Origin of the sequence: Pseudomonas sp. D(2018) (genome assembly GCF_005502555.1) — a bacterium.
Taxonomy (GTDB): domain Bacteria; phylum Pseudomonadota; class Gammaproteobacteria; order Pseudomonadales; family Pseudomonadaceae; genus Metapseudomonas; species Metapseudomonas resinovorans.
This window is the reverse complement of the sequence record NZ_SCOK01000003.1, coordinates 102,622-122,422: the sequence shown is the minus strand read 5'-3', so window position 1 is coordinate 122,422 and position 19,801 is coordinate 102,622. Positions and strand designations below refer to the sequence as shown.

Sequence of the window (19,801 nt, the reverse complement as noted above, 5' to 3'; positions counted from 1 at the left end):
GGACCGGTGACGCTTGGTCCACGCTACGGGGCCGCCGCTCAGTCCTTGCGCAGATGCAGGATCGGGAACGGCTTCCCCGAACCATCCACTTCCGAGCGGTCGTACTGCACGAACCCCAGGCGCAGGTAAAAGCCCACCGCCTGCGGATTATGTTCGTTCACGTCGACGCTGCGCGCGCCAAGCGCCATTGCGTGCTCCATCAGCGCGCGACCGATTCCCTGGCCGCGTTGGGCCGGATCGACGAAGAGCATCTCCACCTTCGTCCCGTCGGTGCCGACAAAGCCGGCAATGCAGCCATCGGTATTCCGCAGGCAGGCAAGCTCTACCGAATCCAGGTAGGCATCCCGTACCAGGGGCTTGAAGAACTGGATGTCGTCTTCGCAGAGGAAGTGGTGGGTGGCGCGTACGGCGCCTTCCCAGACCTCCACCAGGCGTTGGCGGTCGGTGGGAGAGAGGATCGTCAGGGTTTCGATTGCAGGGGTCATCCATGTCACCAGTGATGCTTGGCCTTGTTCCAGCGATACAGCAGGCGGGCGAAGGCCTTGTAGGCAAGTTGCGCGAGGCCGTGAATCACCGGCAGGGAGAATAGCCACGCCTTCCAGCGCTCGCGCGGCGAGTGGCGCCAGAGCACGATGAAGGCGTCCATCCCCATGTGCTTGACGCCCAGTTCGTCCACCAGGTGCAGACGTTCGCGGACGTACTCGAGATTTTCGCCGATTTCCTCCACCGCGCTGTTGTCCTGGTGGATATCGGCCCACTCCACCTGGCAGGCGGTGGTCTTGCCCATCTGGCCTTCGATCCCGGCTTTGCACACCGGGCAGGCGCTGTTGTAGTAGACCTTGATCCGCTCGTCGTCTTCCATGGGGCGCTCCTGCTCATGGGTTCGTCCCGACAGTCTAAGGCCGGGACGCGCACGCGGTCAGTGCGGCTTGCGGTCGACCCACTTGGGTGCGCTGCTGGGGCGCCAGGCTTCCAGGCGGTCCAGCAGGGTTTCGGGGTGACCGCCTACCTGCAGCATGCCGCGATGCTGGTCACGCACGAAGCGTTCTTCCACCAGGTGGTCGAGGAAGTCGGTGAGCTTGTCGTAGAAGCTGTTCACTTCCAGCAGGCCCAGGGGCTTGCTGTGGTAGCCCAGTTGGCCCCAGGTCCAGATCTCGAACAGCTCTTCCAGGGTGCCCAGGCCGCCGGGCAGGGCGATGAACGCATCGCTGAGTTCTGCCATACGCGCCTTGCGAGCGTGCATGCCGTCCACCACTTCCAGGCGGGTCAGGCCTTTGTGGCCGATCTCGGCGTCCATCAGGCTCTGCGGAATCACCCCGATGACTTCGCCGCCAGCAGCCAGGGCTGCGTCGGCCACGGTGCCCATCAGGCCGACTGCGCCGCCGCCGTAGACCAGGGTGATGCCGCGTTCGGCCAGGGTGTGTCCCAGGAGGGCGGCTGCTTCACGGTAGATCGGCTTGGCGCCGGGGCTGGCGCCGCAGAACACACAGATGGAACGCAAGGACATGGGGGACTCCTGGTGCGAAAAAAGCGCGCAAGAGTACCGGCTTCGTTCTCGTGCTCCAAGCTGCGTAAGTGGTCAGCTTCCGAACGGTAGGGGGAAGGATTAATCGGCGGAAGCGCCGCAGGCCCCGGCGGCATAGGCGGCGAGCAGGCTTTGCAGGAAGTTCATGGCGCATCTCCTTCTGGATGAATGGCGCCATGTTAGAGCGGCGTCCGGTGGTCCGCCGGTTGATTGCTTCGATTGCGGCGATAGATTAGGCCAGCTTCAGCAATTCCGCCGCTGTCATCCCCGACAGCCCCAGCAGGCAGAGCCCGCAGGCCAGGTAGGTGAGGCGATGCCAGAGGGTGGATGCGGCGCGGCGGAACCAGTCCACCAGGCCGGCGCAGATGAAGCACCAGAGCAGCGAAGACAGCATGAAACCGGCGAAGAATACCGCCAGGTGGGTCGGCGTTGGCTCGGCCACGCCGATCGCGGCCATGGCACCGCCCATTGCGGCCCAGTAGACAATGTTCTGCGGATTGGTCAGTGACAGCGCCGCGCCTGAGGCGAAGGCGCCGCCGCTGGCACCTGCTTCCTCGGTCGAAGGTTGCGGCGGGCGACGGGCGTCACGCAGGGACTGCAGGCCGAGCCAGCCCAGGTAGAGGGCGCTGGCGATGGTCAACGGGTAGCGCACTGCGGCGCTGTCCAGCAGCAGGGCGAGGCCGGTAAGGCCCAGGGCGGCCCAGGTGGCATCGCCCACCAGGGAGCCGATCTGCACCATCAGTGCGGGCTTGTAGCCGTCCCGCAGGCCGCGCCGCAGGGTCTCGCTGAAGACAGCGCCGGGCGCGGCATTGAATACGAAGCCAAGCAGCATGGCGGCAATGAAGAAGGACAGCATGAATCAGTTCCCTTGAAGGCTGAAGTGGAGGTTCATTGCCTCAGGTCATGGGGGTAGGCGCTCCCCTGGGGCAGTCTTCGGCCCGGGCATATTGCCCGGAACGTCAAGGAGACACCAATGATTCGCAAGTTCGCCGTCGCATCCGTGCTGGCCCTGGCCAGTGCGCCTTTGCTGGCCGCCGAGTGTGCCGTGGATGTGCAAGGCACTGACCAGATGAGTTTCGATACCAAGGAAATCAAGGTCAGCAAAAGCTGCAAGACCTTCACCGTGAATCTCAAGCACGTCGGCAAGCTGCCCAGGAACGTGATGGGCCACAACTGGGTGTTGAGCAAGACCGCCGATGCCACGTCGATCGCCTCCGAAGGCATCACGGTCGGCCTCGACAAGGATTACCTCAAGGCTGACGACCCACGCATCATCGCCCATACGAAGATGATCGGCGGCGGCGAGAGCGACAGCGTGACCTTCGACGTGGCCAAGCTGGCGGCCGGTGACGGCTATGAGTTCTTCTGCTCCTTCCCGGGCCACGTGTCGATGATGAAGGGAACCCTGGCCCTGGTCGACTGACCTCCAGGTGAATGCGAAAAGGCCGCTCCGTGTAGCGGCCTTTTCATTTGTGCAGAGGGAGTTCGCCCCTACGAACCGGCGGTCATCTTGAAAATGCCCTGGGCGTTGCTGCTGTCGAAGTTCAGGTCCAGGCGCGTGGTTTCCGGGTCAAGCTTGCGCTGGATGAACTCGACGAAGGAGCCCGGCACTTCACGTTGTACAGCGCGGCCGCTGCTGTCGATGAAATCCCGCTGCACCTGCACCGCGCGGTAGGCGGTCTGCATCACCCGGCCGGAGGTCGAGACTTCGATGCTGGCCTTCATCGGTCGGCCCTTGGCGTTCTGTTCATCCACCACCGCCTGCAGGTCGACGACGCGGTCAGTGAGGTGGTTGAACATATTCCCCTCGGTGGCGATCCAGGCCATTTCCACGCTTTCCTCGCGCAGCAGGTGATAGTCGTGGTCATGCACGACCCCGTGCTGGCGGTCGAAGGCTCGATAGAGCGCTGGCAGCAGGTGCATGGCCTCGGCGTAGCTGCACTGGCGCTGGCGCCAGAGGGTATCGAGGATGGCCTTGTGGCCGGCGTCCAGCGGGTCACGGCTGTCGCCCACTACGCGGCTCACCGCCAACTGGAAACTTTCACTGAAGCGACCCGGATGCAGTTCCGAGACGAAGAACTGGGCGATGTCCTCGGGGAGGTCCATCTGCCGGTAGGCGTAGCCGGTCATCTTCAGGCTGGTCAGCGGATACGTGCGCACATCGGCGAAGCCCAGGGGCTCCAGCAACCGGGCGAATGCCTGGCGGCCGCGGGGCAGGGCGCCGTTGTCCGGCCAGTCGACGGTGCGAATGGCACCATGGTCGAACACCACCTGGCGCCCCTTGGCCTGTTGCTCCTCCACATAGGTGCGGCCAATAGGCACTGCCTCCACCAGTTTGTGGAACAGGCAGAGGTTCAGCGCCTCGGCCAGCCAGGCGCGGTGCACGGCGGCGTCGCTGAATGGAAAGGCGGACAGGCCGGCGGGGATTTCCACATGGGCTTCGACCCAGCGGGCGGCGGGCTCGCCGATCACGCTGGCGACCAGGGCAAACAGGCGTTCGTTGGCAGGCATGGAACGATTCCGGGATGGAGAAAGGTGAGTCTATCCAAGCAGCCCGACTGCGTTGGGGCAAACGAAAAAAACCGGTGGGTTCATTCCGTTTTTTCCTGATGCCATGCGCGGTGGCAAGCACATTCAATGTAGGGGCGAATTCATCGCCAAGGGCAGCGCAGCGGCCCCGTTTATTCCTGATCCATCTGCTCCAGCATCCAGCGCACGAAGTCGCGCACCTTCGGTACTTCGGCAGCATGTTCAGGGTAGGCCAGGTAATAGGCATTGCGACTGGGCATGGGGTGGTCCCAGGGGATCACGAGCTTGCCTTCCTGCAGTTCCTCTTCCACCAGGAAGCGCGGCAACAGGGCCACGCCGCAGCCAGCCTGGGCGGCGCGGATGCACATGTAGGAGGTGTCGAAGCGCGGCCCGTGGTAGCTGTGCTCGGTCTGCCGGTCCTGGCTCTGGAACCATTCGTGCCAGGCCTCCGGGCGGGTGGCGTTCTGCAGCAGGACCAGTTCGGTGAGCTGGGTCGGCTCGGTGAAGGGCCGCTCGGGCATCGAGCCGGGCGCGCAGACCGGCACCACTTCCTCGCTGAACAGGCGGATGCACTCGGCGCCGGGCAGGGCGCCATGGCCGAAATAGAAGGCTACGTCGCTACGGCCCTGGACCAGGGCGTTGGGCTCCAGCTCGTTGCGCAGGTCCAGGTGAATATTCGGGTGACGCAGGCGCCAGCCCTTCAGCCGCGGGATCAGCCAGCGCGCGCCGAAGGTGGGTGGCGTGGCCACGCGCAGCACTTCGGTATCACCGCCGTAGGACAGCATGTAGTGGGTGGACATCTCCACCTGGGCGAGGATCTTGCGCACCTCGGTGAGGTACAGCGAGCCCGCCGGGGTCAGCTGCAGGCGTCGGCGCACGCGGCGGAACAGCAAGTGCTGGAGCAGTTCTTCGAGCTGCGCCACCTGCTTGCTCACCGCGCTCTGGGTCAGGTTCAGCTCCTCGGACGCACGTGTGAAGCTGAGGTGCCGGGCCACCGCTTCGAAGCATTGCAGGGCGGTGATCGAGGGCATGTGGCGTTTGAGCATCGGAATTTCTCGGGGCGGGCCGGATCATGAATTAACGGAATGATATGTGTCGGAAAGGTCGTTTGTTGGCAAGCCCTTTTCGCGGCTATTACTGACGCTGTTCCGATTCAGCACCGAACCGGTAGGAGCGAGCTTGCTCGCGAAGCGTTCGCCAGCAAGCTGGCGCCTACCGGGACCGTGCCATTACTCGCCGAAACAGGAGTTCCCATGGTTGCCGCACTGCTTGACCGCCTCGGTGTCGATTCATCCCTCTACCAGCAAGGCGATCACGCCGTTCATTCGCCCATCGACGGCAGCCGCATCGGCACCGTGCACCTGGAAGGCCGCGCCGAAGTCGAACAGAAGATCGCCCGCGCTGCCGAGGCCTTCCAGGCCTGGCGCAAGGTCCCGGCGCCGCGTCGCGGCGAGCTGATCCGCCAATATGGCGAAGCGCTGCGCCAGTACAAGGCCGAGCTGGGCGAACTGGTGTCCTGGGAAGCCGGCAAGATCACCCAGGAAGGCCTGGGTGAAGTGCAGGAAATGATCGACATCTGCGACTTCGCCGTCGGCCTGTCGCGCCAGCTCTACGGCCTGACCATCGCCTCCGAGCGCCCTGGCCACCACATGCGTGAAACCTGGCACCCGCTGGGTGTGGTCGGTGTCATCAGCGCGTTCAACTTCCCGGTCGCCGTCTGGTCGTGGAACGCCGCGCTGGCGCTGGTCTGCGGCAACCCGGTGGTGTGGAAGCCCTCGGAGAAGACCCCGCTCACCGCCCTGGCCTGCCAGGCGCTGTTCGAGCGCGTGGCGAAGAATTTCAGCGAAGCCCCGGCCTACCTCAGCCAGGTGGTGATCGGCGCCCGCGAAGCGGGCGAAGCCCTGGTGGACGATCCGCGTGTGGCACTGGTCAGTGCCACCGGCAGCACCCGCATGGGCCGCGAAGTGGCCCCGCGCGTGGCGGCTCGCTTCGCCCGTAGCGTGCTGGAACTGGGTGGCAACAACGCGATGATCCTCGCGCCCAGCGCCGACCTCGACCTGGCCGTACGCGCCATTCTCTTCAGCGCCGTCGGTACCGCCGGCCAGCGCTGCACCACCCTGCGCCGGCTGATCGCCCACGAATCGGTGAAGGCCGAGATCGTCGAGCGCCTGAAGGCGGCCTACGCCAAAGTGCGCATCGGCCACCCGCTGGAGGGCAGCCTGATCGGTCCGCTGATCGACAAGCCAAGCTTCGACGGCATGCAGCGAGCCCTGGAGCAGGCGTGTGCTGAAGGCGGCAAGGTGTTCGGTGGCGAGCGCCAGCTCGAAGCGCAGTTCCCCAACGCCTACTACGTGTCGCCGGCCATCGTCGAGATGCCGGGCCAGAGCGCCGTGGTCTGCCATGAAACCTTCGCCCCGATTCTCTACGTGATCGGCTATCGCGATTTCGACGACGCCATCGCCCTCAACAACGCCGTGCCCCAGGGTCTGTCGTCCTGCGTGTTCACCACCGACGTGCGCGAGGCCGAGCTGTTCCAGTCGGCAGTGGGCAGCGACTGCGGCATCGCCAACGTCAACATCGGCCCGAGCGGCGCGGAGATCGGCGGTGCTTTCGGTGGCGAGAAGGAAACCGGCGGCGGCCGCGAATCCGGCTCGGACGCCTGGAAGGCCTACATGCGCCGCCAGACCAATACCGTGAACTATTCCCACGAGTTGCCGCTGGCCCAGGGCATCACCTTCGACTGAGTGGGTTAAGGCCCTAAGGACTGCACCCCATGACCCTGCGCCAGGAATGCCTCTGGGAGTATCTGACGCCACAACTGCCGGAAAGCCCCGTGCTGCATGGCGAGGTCAAGGTCGATGTCTGCGTGATCGGGGCCGGTTTCACCGGCCTTTCCGCCGCGCTGCATCTGCTGGAGGCGGGCAAGCGCGTCTGCCTGCTGGAAGCCCACACCGCCGGCCACGGCGGCTCCGGGCGCAACGTGGGGTTGGTGAACGCCGGTATGTGGATACCTCCGGACGAGATCGAGGCCGGCCTTGGCCAGCAGATCGGCGACCGCCTCAACCGCACGCTGGGCGCTGCGCCGTCGCTGGTGTTCTCCCTGGTCGATCGTTACGACATCGACTGCCAGCTGCGCCGCGAAGGCACCTTGCACATGGCCCACAACGCCCGCGGCCAGGCTGACCTCGCCAGCCGTTGCGAGCAATGGAAGCGCCGTGGCGCACCCGTTGAATTGCTGACCGGCGCCGCCTGCCGCGAGGCCACCGGCACCGACAAGATCGCCGCCGCGCTGCTCGACCGCCGCGCCGGCACCCTCAATCCCATGGGCTACACCCGCGGCCTGGCCCGCGCGGTGAAGTACCTCGGCGGCCAGCTCTTCGAGCATTCGAAGGTTTTGCGCCTGGAGCGCCAGGGCACCAACTGGTGCGTGGTCAGCGAGCACGGTGTGGCTATCGCACCGCAGGTGGTGATCGCCTCCAATGCCTACACCGAAGGCGAGTGGACCGAACTGCGCCGCCACTTCTTCCCTGGCTACTACTACCAGGTGGCTTCCTCGCCGCTCTCGGGCGAGGCGGCTGCGCGCATCCTGCCGGGCGGCCAGGGTTCGTGGGATACCCGCCAGGTACTCAGCAGCATCCGCCGCGATGCTGACGGTCGCCTGCTGCTCGGTAGCCTGGGTAATGGCTCGCGCAAGCCGGACTGGTTCCTGCGCGCCTGGGCCGATCGTATCCAGCGGCATTACTTCCCTTATCTGGGCAAGGTGGACTGGGAGTTCACCTGGACGGGCTGCATCGACTTCACGCCCGATCATCTGATGCGCCTTTACGAACCGGCGCCTGGCCTGCTCGCCTTCACGGGCTACAACGGCCGTGGCGTGACCACCGGTAGCGTGGTGGGCAAGGCCTTCGCCGATTACCTCTTGAGCGGCAATGAAGAGGTTCTGCCCATGCCATTCCAGCCCATGCGCGCCGTTTCGGCGGTGGGGCTCAGAAGTTCGCTTTATGAAGCCGGTTTCTCGCTCTACCACGCCGGTCAATGTTTGCGCGTAGTGATATAGGTCGCAAAAAAAGTGCGTTGCACAGCTTTGAGGCAACGGGTTGTTTCTTGCAGGATGGGGGGATCAAAGGCCGGGCAGTAACAGTGCGGAGTGGGAAAATTCGCGCACCAGTGACGTGCAAATAAGTACCGCGAGTCTATTGTTACCGGACCTGCTGGCACACTGATGCCGTGCGGCTTCCAGACTCGCCCATGGTTTTTTTGCGTTTGTTTGGAAGTTATTGATTTAAAACAATAAAAATAAAAAGAGTAGGAGGTGGGAAGGGCCTTTCAGGGCGCGGAGCAACTACAAGAACTAATGGCACGCCACTTGCTGAACACGAGCGCTAACCCTAAAAACCTCAGGAGCAAAACTCCATGTCGCAGAAGATTTTCAGAAAAGGCTTTCTGGCTCTGGCGGTTACCACCGCGCTGGGCGTTTCTTCCGTTGCACAGGCTGATGTTGTAATTGGTGTCGCTGGCCCGCACACGGGCGCAAACGCCTCCTTTGGCGAGCAATACTGGCGCGGCGCCTCCCAGGCCGCCGAGGACATCAACGCCGCTGGCGGCGTCAACGGCGAGAAGATCAAGCTGGTCAAGGCTGACGATGCCTGCGAGCCGAAACAGGCCGTTTCCGTTGCCAACCGTCTGGTGGACCAGGACAAGGCTATCGCTGTCGTCGGCCACTTCTGCTCCTCCTCCACCATCCCGGCGTCCGAGGTCTACGACGAAGCGGGCATCATCGCCATGACTCCTGGCTCCACCAACCCCGCTGTGACCGAGCGCGGCCTCTCCGGCATGTTCCGCATGTGCGGCCGTGACGACCAGCAGGGCATCGTCGCCGGCGACTACATCGTCGACAAGCTCAAGGCCACCAAGGTCGCCATCATCCACGACAAGGACACCTACGGTCAGGGCCTGGCCGACGCCACCAAGGCGCAGCTGGCCAAGCGCGGCGTGAAGGAAGTCCTGTACGAAGGCCTGACCCGTGGCGAGAAAGACTTCAACGCCCTGGTCACCAAGATCCGCGCCACCGGCGCCGAGGTCGTCTACTTCGGCGGCCTGCACCCGGAAGCCGGCCCGCTGGTCCGCCAGATGCGCGAACAGGGCCTGACGGCTGTCTTCCTCTCCGGCGACGGCATCGTCACTGACGAACTGGTTACCACCGCCGGCGGCCCGCAATACACCAAGGGCGTGCAGATGACCTTCGGCGCCGACCCGCGCAAGATCGCTGACGGCCAGGCTGTGATCGAGAAGTTCCGCGCCGGCGGCTTCGAGCCGGAAGGCTACACCCTCTACGCCTATGCCACCCTGCAAGCCCTGGCGGCCGGCTTCAACGGCGCAGGCGCGAACGATCCGGCCAAGGCCAGTGAATGGCTGAAGGCCAATCCGGTACAGACCGTGATGGGCAAGAAGGAATGGGATGCCAAGGGCGACCTGAAGGTTTCCGACTACGTGATCTACGAGTGGGACGACAAGGGTAAGTACTCCCAGCAGTAAGTGTCGGCCGGGATCGTCTGCGGCCTGGCTCTGGCTCGCCCGATCCTGAATCGACACTGTTTGCTAGCTCGGCTGACCGGCCAGGCGCCACCCGCGCCTGGCCGGTCGGTGCATTCCGGGAAACTGCTGAAGTCCTTTTTTGCTTGAGCCGGGTGGGTGACTGCCCGATTTGACACGGTAATTCAGTGGTGCCCGTCTGATTCCACTCGCGGGAGCTGGCCGAACCCAAGGCCGGACCCCCAAAAGACGAGACTGAGTGATGGACGGTATTATCCTGCAACAGCTGATCAACGGGCTGACCCTCGGGTCCGTCTACGGTTTGATCGCCATCGGCTACACCATGGTTTACGGCATCATCGGCATGATCAACTTCGCCCACGGCGAGGTGTACATGATCTCCGCCTACCTCGCCGCGATCACCCTGGCCATCCTGGCCTTCTTCGGGGTCGAGTCCTTCCCGCTGCTGATCCTCGGCACCCTGCTGTTCACCATCCTGGTGACCGGTGTGTACGGCTTCGTGATCGAACGCATCGCCTACAAGCCGCTGCGCAACTCCACCCGCCTGGCGCCGCTGATCTCCGCCATCGGCATGTCGCTGATCCTGCAGAACTACGTGCAGCTCAGCCAGGGTGCCCGTCAGCAGGGCGTGCCCACGCTGCTCGACGGCGCGCTGAAGTTCCACATCGGCGACGGCTTCGTGCAGCTGACCTACACCAAGGTATTCATCCTGATAGCGGCCTTCGTCGGCATGGGCCTGCTGACCTACATCATCCAGCGCACCAAGCTCGGCCGCATGTGCCGCGCCACCCAGCAGGACCGCAAGATGGCGTCGATCCTCGGCATCAACACGGACCGGGTGATCTCCTACGTGTTCGTCATCGGCGCCGCCATGGCCGCCCTGGCCGGTGTGCTGATCACCATGAACTACGGCACCTTCGACTTCTATGCCGGCTTCATCATCGGCATCAAGGCCTTCACCGCGGCGGTGCTCGGCGGCATCGGCTCGCTGCCCGGCGCGATGCTCGGCGGCATCATCCTCGGCGTCGCCGAGGCGCAGTTCTCCGGCATGGTCAATACCGACTACAAGGACGTGTTCAGCTTCTCCCTGCTGGTGCTGATCCTGATCTTCCGTCCCCAGGGCCTGCTGGGCCGTCCGCACGTCGCCAAGGTGTAATCATGACTTCTGCCATTGCCAGGAAACCCCTGGATATCAAGAAGAGCCTGATCGACGCCGTCGTCGCCGGTCTGCTCGCCCTTATCGTCTTCGGCCCCATCATGGGCGTGGTGCTGGACGGTTACAGCTTCAACCTGGACTTCAAGCGCGTCGGCGTGATGATCAGCGTGGTCATGCTCGGCCGTTTCTTCCTCAGCCTCTACCTGCAGACGCCACGCGGCGAAACACTGATGCAGCGCTTCGAGACCACGGGTTCCGGCGTGCATGTGCGCGCCCCTGACTACCAGAGCCGCCTGCGCTGGATCATCCCGCTGCTGATCGTCGCCGCGGTGGTCTTTCCGTTCTTCGCCAGCAAGTACCTGCTCACCGTGGTCATCCTCGGGCTGATCTATGTGCTGCTGGGCCTGGGCCTGAACATCGTGGTCGGCCTCGCCGGCCTGCTCGACCTCGGTTACGTGGCCTTCTATGCCATCGGCGCCTACGGCCTGGCGCTGGGCTACGAGCACCTGGGCCTGGGCTTCTGGACCGTGCTGCCGCTGTCCGCCCTGCTGGCCGCCCTGGCCGGCGCGTTGCTGGGTTTCCCGGTGCTGCGCATGCATGGCGACTACCTGGCCATCGTGACCCTGGGCTTCGGCGAGATCATTCGCCTGGTCCTCAACAACTGGCTGAGCTTCACTGGCGGCCCGAACGGTATGTCGGTACCGGCGCCCACCTTCCTCGGCCTGGAGTTCGGCCGGCGAGCGAAGGATGGCGGAGTGCCCTTCCACGAATTCTTCGGCGTTGCCTACAACCCCAACCTGAAGTTCCTGTTCATCTACGTGGTGCTGTTCCTGGTGGTGATGCTGGTGCTCTACATCAAGCACCGCCTGACCCGCATGCCGGTCGGGCGCGCCTGGGAAGCGCTGCGCGAGGATGAAATCGCCTGCCGCGCCATGGGCCTGAACCACGTGCTGGTGAAACTCTCGGCGTTCATGCTGGGCGCCTCCACCGCCGGCCTGGCCGGGGTGTTCTTCGCCAGCTACCAGGGCTTCGTGAACCCGTCGTCCTTCACCTTCTTCGAGTCGGCGCTGATCCTCGCCATCGTCGTGCTGGGTGGCATGGGCTCCACGGTCGGCGTGGTGATCGCTGCTTTCGTGCTGACCGTGGCCCCGGAGCTGCTGCGCACCTTCGCCGACTATCGCGTGCTGCTGTTCGGCGTACTCATGGTGTTGATGATGATCTGGCGGCCGCGCGGGCTGATCCGAATCAGCCGCGCCGGTTTCACCCCGCGTAAAGGAGTCGCCCCGTGAGCAACGAATACATCCTCAGCGTCGAGCACCTGATGATGCACTTCGGTGGCATCAAGGCGCTCAATGACGTCAGCCTGAAGATCAAGCGCGGCTCCATTTCCGCGCTGATCGGCCCCAACGGTGCCGGCAAGACCACCGTGTTCAACTGCCTGACCGGCTTCTACAAGGCCACCGGCGGGCGCATCCAGCTCAATGCCCGTGGAACCACCACGGACGTGATCAAGGTACTCGGCGAGCCTTTCCAGCCCACGGACTTCGTCAACCCGGCGCAGTTCGCCAGCCGCCTGCGCTACAAGATGTTCGGCGGCACCCACCTGGTGAACCGCGCGGGGCTTGCGCGGACCTTCCAGAACATCCGCCTGTTCCGCGAAATGTCGGTGGTGGAGAACCTGCTGGTGGCCCAGCACATGTGGGTCAACCGCAACCTGCTGGCCGGTGTGTTCAATACCCCGGGCTTCCGCAAGTCCGAGGAAGACGCGCTGAACCACGCCTTCTACTGGCTGGAAGTGGTGGACCTGGTGGACTGCGCCAACCGCCTGGCCGGCGAGCTCTCCTACGGCCAGCAGCGCCGCCTGGAGATCGCCCGCGCCATGTGTACCCGGCCGCAACTGGTCTGCCTCGACGAACCGGCCGCCGGCCTCAACCCGGCGGAGACCGAAGCGCTCAGCCGGATCATCCGCAAGCTGCGCGACGAACACGACCAGACCGTACTGCTGATCGAACACGACATGGGCATGGTGATGAGCATTTCCGACCACATCGTGGTGCTGGACCACGGCGAAGTGATTGCCGAAGGCAACCCCCACGACATCCGCCACGATCCCAAGGTGATCGCCGCGTACCTCGGTGCCGAAGAGGAGGAAGTGGCATGAGTGCGCCTCTCCTGGAGTTCAAGGAAGTCGACGTCTTCTACGGCCCCATCCAGGCCCTGCGGGGCGTCAGCCTGCACATCAACGAAGGCGAGACGGTGAGCCTGATCGGCGCCAACGGCGCGGGCAAGTCGACCCTGCTGATGTCCATCTTCGGCCAGCCACGTGCGGCAAATGGCGCCATCGTCTACCGGGGCACCGACATCACCCACAAATCGGCACACTACGTGGCGTCCAACGGCGTCGCCCAGTCCCCGGAAGGACGCCGGGTGTTCCCCGACATGAGCGTGGAGGAGAACCTGCTGATGGGCACCATCCCCATCGGCACGGACCATGCGGACGAGGACATGCAGCGCATGTTCGATCTCTTCCCGCGCTTGAAGGAGCGCCGCAATCAGCGCGCCATGACCATGTCCGGCGGCGAGCAGCAGATGCTCGCCATCGCCCGTGCGCTGATGAGCCGACCCAAGCTGCTGTTGCTCGATGAGCCCTCGCTGGGCCTGGCGCCCATCGTGGTCAAGCAGATCTTCCAGACCCTGCGGGAACTGGCCCAGACCGGCATGACCATCTTCCTCGTCGAGCAGAACGCCAACCACGCGCTCCGGCTCTCCGACCGCGCCTACGTGATGGTCACCGGGGAAATCCGCATGAGCGGTACGGGCGAGGAACTGCTGGGCAACCAGGACGTCCGCAACGCCTACCTGGGCGGTCACTGACCGCCGTTGCTCCCCTCTCCCTCTGGGAGAGGGGCCGGGGGTGAGGGAAGCCTCTCGCGCTCCGAGCCTGCCAAGGAGACTCCCATGCAAACCCTGCGCTTCTTCACCAACGCCGACGTCGCCGCGGCGCTGACTTATCCACAACTCATCGACGCTCTGCGCCACGGTCTGGCCAACCCGGCCGAGGCCCCTGTTCGCGCCTGTCACGCGCTGCCCGACGACGCCTCGCTGCTGTGCATGCCGGTCTGGCAGAAAGGGCAGGGCGTTGGCGTGAAGCTGGTGACCGTGTATCCCCACAACGGCGAGAAGGGCCTGCCCTCGGTCGCTGCACTTTTCACCCTGTTCGACGACGCCACCGGCCGCCCCCTGGCGGTACTGGAGGCCTCCGAACTCACTGCCCGGCGCACCGCCTGCACCTCGGCGCTGGCCGCCAGCGCGCTGGTGCGCCACGACGCCAGTCGCCTGCTGGTGGTGGGCACCGGTACACTCGCCGCGCACATGGTCCGTGCCCACAGCGTGGTGCGGCCGTACGAGCGTGTGGATATCTGGGGCCGCCATCCTGACAAGGCTGCTGAGCTGGTGCGCCAACTGGCAGAAGAAGGCTACCCGGTGCATGTCGCCCCCGACCTGCAGACCTGCGCCCAACAAGCCGGCTGCATCAGCTGCGTCACCACCTCCACCTCACCCCTGATCCTCGGGGATTGGCTGCGGCCGGGCACCCACCTCGACCTGGTGGGGGCGTTCCTGCCGAGCATGCGTGAAACCGACAGCGCCGCCGTCGCTCGTTCGCGCATTGTCGTCGATACCCGTGCGGGAGCCTTGGAAGAAGCCGGTGACCTGCTCTTCGCCATCGCCGACGGCGTCATCACCGAGCAGAGCCTCCACTTCGAGCTGGCCGACCTGCTGCACGGCCGTGGCCACCGCCAGACCAACAGCGAGATCACCCTGTTCAAATCCGTGGGCTATGCCCTGGAAGACCTGATTGCCGCGCAGTTGCTGCTGTCCATCGCTGCGTAGAGGGTTTCTCTGTAGGGGCGAATAATTCGCCCCTACAGCCCTGCGTCGGCAAAGGGCAACTTCGAGGCCAGCACCTCAACCCGCTCGATCTTTGGTGGCTCGCTGAACAGTTCCCCGGCGCGTTCCATCAGGGCTGCCGCGACCTTGCCGGTCATATGCGCCTGCAGGCCCCGGTCACTGTCGAAGGCGTCGAAGATGCCAAAGCTATGCGGCCCCATGCGCAGGGCGAACCAGACCGTGGTATCGGGCTCCTCCTGCACCAGAGGCAGGCCGTCGCGGAGAAAGTCCTCCACATCGGCGACTTTGCCGGGCTTGGCTTCCAGGCGTACCAGCAAGGCGACTTTGACCATGGCTCGATCTCCTCTGTGGTTAGGCAGGGAAGTCTAGGTCCATGGGGAAAAGTGCCGGCCCCGTCTGTCCGAAGTGGCGATATCCACAGCGAGTCGATGGCGCGGCGGCGGAATTGATCACAATCTCTGTGCAGCGTTCTGTGGATAACTTGGTGGCACTTCTCTCCAGGCAGCGGTTTACGTACTGGGCAAGCAGTTGCTCAGATTCTGATCAGTGATTGTTTTTCCCATGAAAACCGTGGCTTGCAGCATTCATCCACCGCCGCACGACGCCTGCCAAGTTGTCCCCGTCTGCTGTGTGAAAAACTGTGGATAAGCTTGGGAATACATGCGGCAAGCCACTGCTGACGCGCTGTTCATGGTCATGATGAATTTTTCGCCAGGAGCGCGTCCCTGTGGATCGCGTAACCTATGCCGGTTTATTCGCAACGGGCCCGTGCCCCAGAGCAAGGAGAACAGCATGACTTCCACCGTTTTCATCACTGGCGCCACCTCGGGATTCGGCGAGGCCTGCGCCCGGCGCTTCGCCCAGGCCGGCTGGTCGCTGGTGCTGACCGGCCGCCGCGCCGCGCGCCTGCAGGCGCTGAAGGATGAACTGTCGGCCCTGACCGACGTGCACACCCTGGAACTCGACGTGCGTGATCGCAAGGCCATGGAAGCGGCCATCGCCGGCCTGCCGGCGAAGTATGAAAAGATTCGTGGCCTGATCAATAACGCCGGCCTGGCCCTGGGGGCCGACCCGGCGCCCAAGTGCGACCTGGATGACTGGGACACCATGGTCGACACCAACATCAAGGGCCTGATGTACAGCACCCGCCTGCTGCTGCCGCGCCTGATCGCCCACGGCCGTGGCGCGAGCATCGTCAACCTGGGTTCGGTAGCGGGCAACTGGCCCTATCCGGGCAGCCACGTGTATGGCGCCACCAAGGCCTTCGTCGCCCAGTTCTCGCTGAGTCTGCGCAACGACCTGGTGGGCACTGGCGTGCGCGTTTCCAACATCGAACCGGGCCTGTGCGAGAGCGAGTTCTCCCTGGTGCGCTTCGGCGGCGACCAGGCCAAGTACGACGCGACCTACGCCGGTGCCGAAGCCATCCAGCCGGACGACATCGCCGAAACCATTTTCTGGATCATGAACCAGCCGGCTCACATCAACATCAACACCCTCGAGCTGATGCCGGTGAGCCAGACCTGGGCCGGCTTCGCTATTGATCGCTCAGCGAAGTGATGCGGGTGGAGCGCCCTAGCAGCTGCAGGGCGCGATCCGGGTAATCGGTGATCAGGCCATTCGCCCCCATGTCCAGCAGGTGGCGCATGGCCGGTTGCTCGTTGATGGTCCACATCTGGACTGCCAGCCCGCGTTGCAGCGCGGTTCGCATCAGGCGATCACTGGCCACCTGCAGGCCGCCGCTGTGTTCAGGAATCTGCAGGGCCTGGTAGGACGGGCTGACCAGGCTGCCCAGGCCGATCCAGTTCAGCGCCACCAGCAGGCGCACCGAGGTCGGTCCGGCCGAGGTGGCGACGCCGGGGCAGACTTCGCGGAAGCGGCTCAGGCTGCGCTCGTAGAAACTCCCCACCAGCACCCGCTCACGCTGTTCGTGCTTGTCCAGCAGGGCGCAGACCTGCTCCTCCATGCCGGCATCCGGCACCTTGATCTCCACGACCTTGGGGTGCTCTGGAAAGCGCTCCAGCACCTCGGCGAAAGTCGGGATACGGATACCCTGACCGCGATAGGGATGGCTTTCGCCGCCATCGGCGCTCCAGTGGTAGCCGGCGTCCAGGGCCTGCACCTCGGCGAGCGAAAGCTCCGCCACGTTGCCGTCGCCATTGGTGGTGCGATCCACGTGCGCGTCGTGCAACACCACCAGCTCGCCATCGCGGGTGCGGCGAATATCCATTTCCAGCATGTCCACCTTGAGGGCGGCGGCACGCTCGAAGGCGAACAGGGTATTTTCCGGCCAGAGGCCGCGACCGCCGCGATGGGCGATCACCAGGGGTTGGTCGCCAAAGCCGGCGAGCACCGCGGGACGTTCCGCCGGGCGGCTGGTCAGGGCCAGTGCCAGCAGGACGACGACGATGAGAAACAGCGGAGCGAGAAAGAATCGGGCGAAGCGCTTCATGTTGTTCTTATCCGTAAGACGTGGACGGGCGTGCCGAATCAAACGCGGGGACTATGACAAAGACGTGACGGGGAGGCGAGGGGGAAGGCGAAGAGTTGGGATCTGGGTATTTCCTGTGGGGGCGATTGAAATCGCCCCCACAGAGGTGGGTGGCAGGCCTTGCTCAGCCCGCCAACAACCACACCCCGGCACCGGCCGAAGCACCGCCGGCGATGCGCACCAGCGGTGCGGCGGCTTGCGGCAGGGCTCGCACCAGGCCGTAGCCGGCGGCATGCAGGGCGGCGGTGGCGGCGACGAAGCCGGCAGCGTAGCCCCAAGGGCTGGCCAGGTCCGGCAGTTCCAGGCCGTGGGCAACGCCATGGGCCAGGGCGAACAGGGCGGTCAGGCCCATGGCCAGCCACAGCGGCGGACGCACCGCCACGGCCACCAGCAGGCCGAGGGCGAGCACCGAGCCGGCAATGCCGGTTTCCATCAGCGGCATCTCCACACCGGCAAAGCCGGCAAGGCCGCCCAGCAGCATGGTGCCGACGAAGGTCAGGGGCAGCGCCCAGCGCGCCTTGCCCTGCTGCTGCGCTGCCCAGAGGCCGACCGCGAGCATGGCCAAGAGGTGATCGAGGCCGGTGACCGGGTGGGCAACACCCGCCATCAGGCCGGAATGATCGTGACCGGCATGGGCGAACGCCATGGCCGGGGTGAGGAACAGGGCGATGGCGAAAAGCGACTTGCGCAGGTTCATGGTGAAGCTCCTTTCACATGAGAACGGGAGTGGGGGATTACCTCCCTCACCCCCGGCCCCTCTCCCAGTGGGAGAGGGGAGTTAATGGGTCAGCAGGCCCTGTTTCTCGATAAAGGCGATGATCTCGTCGAGACCCTGGCCGACCTTCTGGTTGCTGAACACGAAGGGGCGCTCGCCGCGCATCTTGCGGGCGTCACGGTCCATGACCTCCAGCGAGGCGCCGACCATGGGCGCGAGGTCCACCTTGTTGATCACCAGCAGGTCCGACTTGCAGATGCCGGGGCCGCCCTTGCGCGGCAGCTTGTCGCCGGCGGAGACGTCGATCACGTAAATGGTCAGGTCGGAGAGTTCCGGGCTGAAGGTGGCGGACAGGTTGTCGCCGCCGGATTCCACCAGGATCAGGTCCAGGCCGGGGAAGCGGCGGTTGAGCTGCTCCACGGCTTCCAGGTTGATCGAGGCGTCCTCGCGGATGGCCGTGTGCGGGCAGCCGCCGGTCTCGACGCCGATGATGCGCTCAGGGTCCAGGGCCTCGTTGCGCACCAGGAACTGGGCATCTTCCTGGGTGTAGATATCGTTGGTCACCACCGCCAGGTTGTAGCGGTCGCGCAGGGCGCGGCAAAGGGCCAGGGTCAGGGCGGTCTTGCCGGAACCGACCGGGCCGCCGATGCCGACGCGCAGGGGTTGGCTGTTCATATGCTGTGCATCTCCTAGGAACGGAACAGACGGCTGTATTGGCGCTCGTGCGCCATGCTCGCCAGGGCCAGGCCGAAGGCGGCGCTGCCCCAGCGTGCCGGGGGGATTTCACGGGCCGCGCGCTGGGCTTGCTCCAGGCAGGGCAGCAGGGCGGAGGTCAGGCGCTGGGCGGCTTGCTGGCCCAGCGGCAGGGTTTTCATCAGCACCGCCAACTGGTTCTCCAGCCAGCCCCAGAGCCAGGCGGCGAGTGCGTCCTGCGGGTCGATGGACCAGGCGCGTGCGGCCAGGGCCCAGGCCACGGCCAGGCCGGGTTCGTCCAGTTCGGCAAAGAGGGCGCGTGCGGCGTCGTCCTGCTCGGGCAGGTCATTCAGCAACTGGCGCAGGGAGTAGCCCATCTGCCGGCTTTCCAGCTGCAGCTCGCGGGTTTCGCGGCTGGCGCGGTGGCGTTCGGCCAGGGCCTTCAACTCCGCCCAGTCCCCCTGCGCGGCCGCCTCACAATGGGCCAGCAGCAGGGGCGCCTCGAAGCGCGCCAGGTTGAGCAGCAGTTGGTCGGTGATCCAGCATGCGGCGCTGTCCGCGTCATGCACGTGTCCGCTGTCCACGGCCAGCTCCAGTCCTTGCGAGTAGCTGTAGCCGCCAATGGGCAGTTGAGGGCTGGCGAGCCGAAGCAGCTGCCACGCCTTGTTCACTTGCGCACACCGAATTGATGCAGGCGTGGCGCGTAGCTGAAGTCCGCCTCCAGCTGGTGAGAGTGGTGATGGCCGCCGCCATAGGCGCCGTGCTCGGGCTGGAAGCCGGCCTCGATGTTTTCTACCGAGGCACCCAGTTGTTCGAGCATGGCTTTGAGCACGTAGTCGTCCAGCAGTCGCAGCCAGCCGTCGCCGATCTGCAGCGCGACATGGCGATTGCCGAGGTGGTAGGCCGCGCGGGTCAGCTCGAAGGCACTGGCGCAGGTGACATGGAGCAGCGCTTCCGGGCGGGCGCTGACCCGCACCACGCGGCCATCCTGGCTGCGCAGGCAATCGCCGTCGCGCAGCGGCGGCTGGCCACGTTCGAGGAACAGGCCGACGTCCTCGCCCTGGGCGGTGAAGCAGCGCAGGCGACTCTTGCTGCGCGCCTCGTAGGTCAGCAGCAGCTCTTCGTCCCAGCTGGGCTGGGCTTCAATTCGTTCGTGGATGACCAGCATCGGGTGAATCCGGCAGTGTGCAGTGCCGGGTGCTGAGCAAGGCCCTTGCCAAGATGGCTTAGCGC

General features: G+C 65.0%; 22 protein-coding genes. 10 read left to right on the top strand and 12 right to left on the bottom strand.

Annotation, left to right across the window (positions count from 1 at the left end; genetic code table 11):
• Nucleotides 1–38 precede the first annotated feature (38 nt).
• From FFS60_RS03865 to FFS60_RS03850, 4 genes are all read right to left on the bottom strand, one after another.
• The gene (locus FFS60_RS03865) at nt 39–485 is read right to left on the bottom strand and encodes a GNAT family N-acetyltransferase (RefSeq protein WP_036997827.1); all 447 of its coding nucleotides are present in this window, start codon (nt 483–485) and stop codon (nt 39–41) included.
• 5 nt (nt 486–490) lie between these two features.
• Complete coding sequence (locus FFS60_RS03860) at nt 491–862, bottom strand: DUF393 domain-containing protein (RefSeq protein WP_028630674.1); 372 nt, start codon at nt 860–862, stop codon at nt 491–493.
• Between the two features lie 57 nt (nt 863–919).
• Nucleotides 920–1,507 (bottom strand): TIGR00730 family Rossman fold protein, encoded by a 588-nt coding sequence (locus FFS60_RS03855; protein ID WP_028630675.1) that lies wholly within the window; start codon nt 1,505–1,507, stop codon nt 920–922.
• A gap of 250 nt (nt 1,508–1,757) precedes the next feature.
• The gene (locus FFS60_RS03850) at nt 1,758–2,381 is read right to left on the bottom strand and encodes a LysE family transporter (RefSeq protein ID WP_137821192.1); all 624 of its coding nucleotides are present in this window, start codon (nt 2,379–2,381) and stop codon (nt 1,758–1,760) included.
• Between the two features lie 117 nt (nt 2,382–2,498).
• Between FFS60_RS03850 and azu the strand changes: the two genes are divergently transcribed.
• On the top strand, nt 2,499–2,948 hold the full coding sequence (gene azu / locus FFS60_RS03845; protein WP_137821191.1) for an azurin: 450 nt from the start codon (nt 2,499–2,501) through the stop codon (nt 2,946–2,948).
• 68 nt (nt 2,949–3,016) lie between these two features.
• Here azu and FFS60_RS03840 read toward each other — a convergent pair whose 3' ends face one another.
• Entirely contained in the window at nt 3,017–4,036 is a 1,020-nt protein-coding gene (locus FFS60_RS03840; RefSeq protein ID WP_028630678.1) for a DUF1338 domain-containing protein, read from the bottom strand.
• A gap of 170 nt (nt 4,037–4,206) precedes the next feature.
• Nucleotides 4,207–5,100, bottom strand: coding sequence for a LysR family transcriptional regulator (locus tag FFS60_RS03835; protein WP_137821190.1), 894 nt, complete (start codon nt 5,098–5,100; stop codon nt 4,207–4,209).
• Nucleotides 5,101–5,307: 207 nt separating this feature from the next.
• Here FFS60_RS03835 and FFS60_RS03830 point away from each other — a divergent pair, with 207 nt between their 5' ends.
• From FFS60_RS03830 to FFS60_RS03795, 8 genes are all read left to right on the top strand, one after another.
• Nucleotides 5,308–6,798, top strand: coding sequence for an aldehyde dehydrogenase family protein (locus tag FFS60_RS03830; RefSeq protein WP_137821189.1), 1,491 nt, complete (start codon nt 5,308–5,310; stop codon nt 6,796–6,798).
• Between the two features lie 29 nt (nt 6,799–6,827).
• Nucleotides 6,828–8,111 (top strand): FAD-binding oxidoreductase, encoded by a 1,284-nt coding sequence (locus FFS60_RS03825; protein ID WP_028630681.1) that lies wholly within the window; start codon nt 6,828–6,830, stop codon nt 8,109–8,111.
• Between the two features lie 356 nt (nt 8,112–8,467).
• On the top strand, nt 8,468–9,589 hold the full coding sequence (locus FFS60_RS03820; protein WP_028630682.1) for a branched-chain amino acid ABC transporter substrate-binding protein: 1,122 nt from the start codon (nt 8,468–8,470) through the stop codon (nt 9,587–9,589).
• A gap of 259 nt (nt 9,590–9,848) precedes the next feature.
• Entirely contained in the window at nt 9,849–10,763 is a 915-nt protein-coding gene (locus tag FFS60_RS03815; protein ID WP_028630683.1) for a branched-chain amino acid ABC transporter permease, read from the top strand.
• Between the two features lie 2 nt (nt 10,764–10,765).
• On the top strand, nt 10,766–12,052 hold the full coding sequence (gene livM / locus FFS60_RS03810) for a high-affinity branched-chain amino acid ABC transporter permease LivM (RefSeq protein ID WP_137821188.1): 1,287 nt from the start codon (nt 10,766–10,768) through the stop codon (nt 12,050–12,052).
• A 32-nt stretch (nt 12,053–12,084) separates the two neighbouring features.
• Nucleotides 12,085–12,924 (top strand): ABC transporter ATP-binding protein, encoded by an 840-nt coding sequence (locus tag FFS60_RS03805; protein WP_171016484.1) that lies wholly within the window; start codon nt 12,085–12,087, stop codon nt 12,922–12,924.
• Complete coding sequence (locus FFS60_RS03800; protein WP_028630686.1) at nt 12,921–13,637, top strand: ABC transporter ATP-binding protein; 717 nt, start codon at nt 12,921–12,923, stop codon at nt 13,635–13,637. Before FFS60_RS03805 ends, FFS60_RS03800 begins: the two co-directional genes overlap by 4 nt.
• 84 nt (nt 13,638–13,721) lie before the next feature.
• On the top strand, nt 13,722–14,654 hold the full coding sequence (locus tag FFS60_RS03795) for an ornithine cyclodeaminase family protein (RefSeq protein WP_028630687.1): 933 nt from the start codon (nt 13,722–13,724) through the stop codon (nt 14,652–14,654).
• A gap of 32 nt (nt 14,655–14,686) precedes the next feature.
• On the opposite strand, the gene FFS60_RS03790 is transcribed toward FFS60_RS03795, so the two are convergent.
• A complete protein-coding gene (locus FFS60_RS03790; RefSeq protein ID WP_028630688.1) occupies nt 14,687–15,004 on the bottom strand; it encodes a putative quinol monooxygenase in 318 nt (105 codons plus the stop codon).
• Between the two features lie 460 nt (nt 15,005–15,464).
• Between FFS60_RS03790 and FFS60_RS03785 the strand changes: the two genes are divergently transcribed.
• Complete coding sequence (locus FFS60_RS03785) at nt 15,465–16,229, top strand: SDR family oxidoreductase (protein WP_137821187.1); 765 nt, start codon at nt 15,465–15,467, stop codon at nt 16,227–16,229.
• Here the strand turns inward: FFS60_RS03785 and FFS60_RS03780 are convergent.
• From FFS60_RS03780 to ureE, 5 genes are all read right to left on the bottom strand, one after another.
• Complete coding sequence (locus FFS60_RS03780) at nt 16,207–17,121, bottom strand: glycerophosphodiester phosphodiesterase (protein WP_137821186.1); 915 nt, start codon at nt 17,119–17,121, stop codon at nt 16,207–16,209. The two genes, FFS60_RS03785 and FFS60_RS03780, sit on opposite strands and share 23 nt — an antisense overlap.
• A 163-nt stretch (nt 17,122–17,284) precedes the next feature.
• A complete protein-coding gene (locus FFS60_RS03775; RefSeq protein ID WP_028630691.1) occupies nt 17,285–17,857 on the bottom strand; it encodes a HupE/UreJ family protein in 573 nt (190 codons plus the stop codon).
• 81 nt (nt 17,858–17,938) lie between these two features.
• Nucleotides 17,939–18,550 carry an urease accessory protein UreG gene (gene ureG / locus FFS60_RS03770; RefSeq protein WP_028630692.1) on the bottom strand — a complete coding sequence of 204 codons (612 nt, stop codon included), beginning with the start codon at nt 18,548–18,550 and terminating at the stop codon, nt 17,939–17,941.
• Between the two features lie 14 nt (nt 18,551–18,564).
• The gene (locus tag FFS60_RS03765; RefSeq protein ID WP_028630693.1) at nt 18,565–19,239 is read right to left on the bottom strand and encodes an urease accessory protein UreF; all 675 of its coding nucleotides are present in this window, start codon (nt 19,237–19,239) and stop codon (nt 18,565–18,567) included.
• The gene (ureE, locus tag FFS60_RS03760; protein WP_028630694.1) at nt 19,236–19,736 is read right to left on the bottom strand and encodes an urease accessory protein UreE; all 501 of its coding nucleotides are present in this window, start codon (nt 19,734–19,736) and stop codon (nt 19,236–19,238) included. Before ureE ends, FFS60_RS03765 begins: the two co-directional genes overlap by 4 nt.
• Nucleotides 19,737–19,801: the final 65 nt, after the last annotated feature.

What these genes read in the sequence shown, in the direction of transcription:
- FFS60_RS03815 (WP_028630683.1), top strand. Translation starts at nt 9,849, where the DNA reads ATGGACGGTATTATCCTGCAACAGCTGATCAACGGGCTGACCCTCGGG.
- azu (WP_137821191.1), top strand. Translation starts at nt 2,499, where the DNA reads ATGATTCGCAAGTTCGCCGTCGCATCCGTGCTGGCCCTGGCCAGTGCG.
- FFS60_RS03840 (WP_028630678.1), bottom strand. Translation starts at nt 4,036, where the DNA reads ATGCCTGCCAACGAACGCCTGTTTGCCCTGGTCGCCAGCGTGATCGGC.
- FFS60_RS03820 (WP_028630682.1), top strand. Translation starts at nt 8,468, where the DNA reads ATGTCGCAGAAGATTTTCAGAAAAGGCTTTCTGGCTCTGGCGGTTACC.
- FFS60_RS03835 (WP_137821190.1), bottom strand. Translation starts at nt 5,100, where the DNA reads ATGCTCAAACGCCACATGCCCTCGATCACCGCCCTGCAATGCTTCGAA.
- ureG (WP_028630692.1), bottom strand. Translation starts at nt 18,550, where the DNA reads ATGAACAGCCAACCCCTGCGCGTCGGCATCGGCGGCCCGGTCGGTTCC.
- FFS60_RS03865 (WP_036997827.1), bottom strand. Translation starts at nt 485, where the DNA reads ATGACCCCTGCAATCGAAACCCTGACGATCCTCTCTCCCACCGACCGC.
- FFS60_RS03790 (WP_028630688.1), bottom strand. Translation starts at nt 15,004, where the DNA reads ATGGTCAAAGTCGCCTTGCTGGTACGCCTGGAAGCCAAGCCCGGCAAA.
- FFS60_RS03860 (WP_028630674.1), bottom strand. Translation starts at nt 862, where the DNA reads ATGGAAGACGACGAGCGGATCAAGGTCTACTACAACAGCGCCTGCCCG.
- FFS60_RS03780 (WP_137821186.1), bottom strand. Translation starts at nt 17,121, where the DNA reads ATGAAGCGCTTCGCCCGATTCTTTCTCGCTCCGCTGTTTCTCATCGTC.
- FFS60_RS03775 (WP_028630691.1), bottom strand. Translation starts at nt 17,857, where the DNA reads ATGAACCTGCGCAAGTCGCTTTTCGCCATCGCCCTGTTCCTCACCCCG.
- FFS60_RS03850 (WP_137821192.1), bottom strand. Translation starts at nt 2,381, where the DNA reads ATGCTGTCCTTCTTCATTGCCGCCATGCTGCTTGGCTTCGTATTCAAT.
- ureE (WP_028630694.1), bottom strand. Translation starts at nt 19,736, where the DNA reads ATGCTGGTCATCCACGAACGAATTGAAGCCCAGCCCAGCTGGGACGAA.
- FFS60_RS03830 (WP_137821189.1), top strand. Translation starts at nt 5,308, where the DNA reads ATGGTTGCCGCACTGCTTGACCGCCTCGGTGTCGATTCATCCCTCTAC.
- FFS60_RS03855 (WP_028630675.1), bottom strand. Translation starts at nt 1,507, where the DNA reads ATGTCCTTGCGTTCCATCTGTGTGTTCTGCGGCGCCAGCCCCGGCGCC.
- FFS60_RS03800 (WP_028630686.1), top strand. Translation starts at nt 12,921, where the DNA reads ATGAGTGCGCCTCTCCTGGAGTTCAAGGAAGTCGACGTCTTCTACGGC.
- FFS60_RS03795 (WP_028630687.1), top strand. Translation starts at nt 13,722, where the DNA reads ATGCAAACCCTGCGCTTCTTCACCAACGCCGACGTCGCCGCGGCGCTG.
- FFS60_RS03825 (WP_028630681.1), top strand. Translation starts at nt 6,828, where the DNA reads ATGACCCTGCGCCAGGAATGCCTCTGGGAGTATCTGACGCCACAACTG.
- FFS60_RS03805 (WP_171016484.1), top strand. Translation starts at nt 12,085, where the DNA reads ATGATGCACTTCGGTGGCATCAAGGCGCTCAATGACGTCAGCCTGAAG.
- livM (WP_137821188.1), top strand. Translation starts at nt 10,766, where the DNA reads ATGACTTCTGCCATTGCCAGGAAACCCCTGGATATCAAGAAGAGCCTG.
- FFS60_RS03785 (WP_137821187.1), top strand. Translation starts at nt 15,465, where the DNA reads ATGACTTCCACCGTTTTCATCACTGGCGCCACCTCGGGATTCGGCGAG.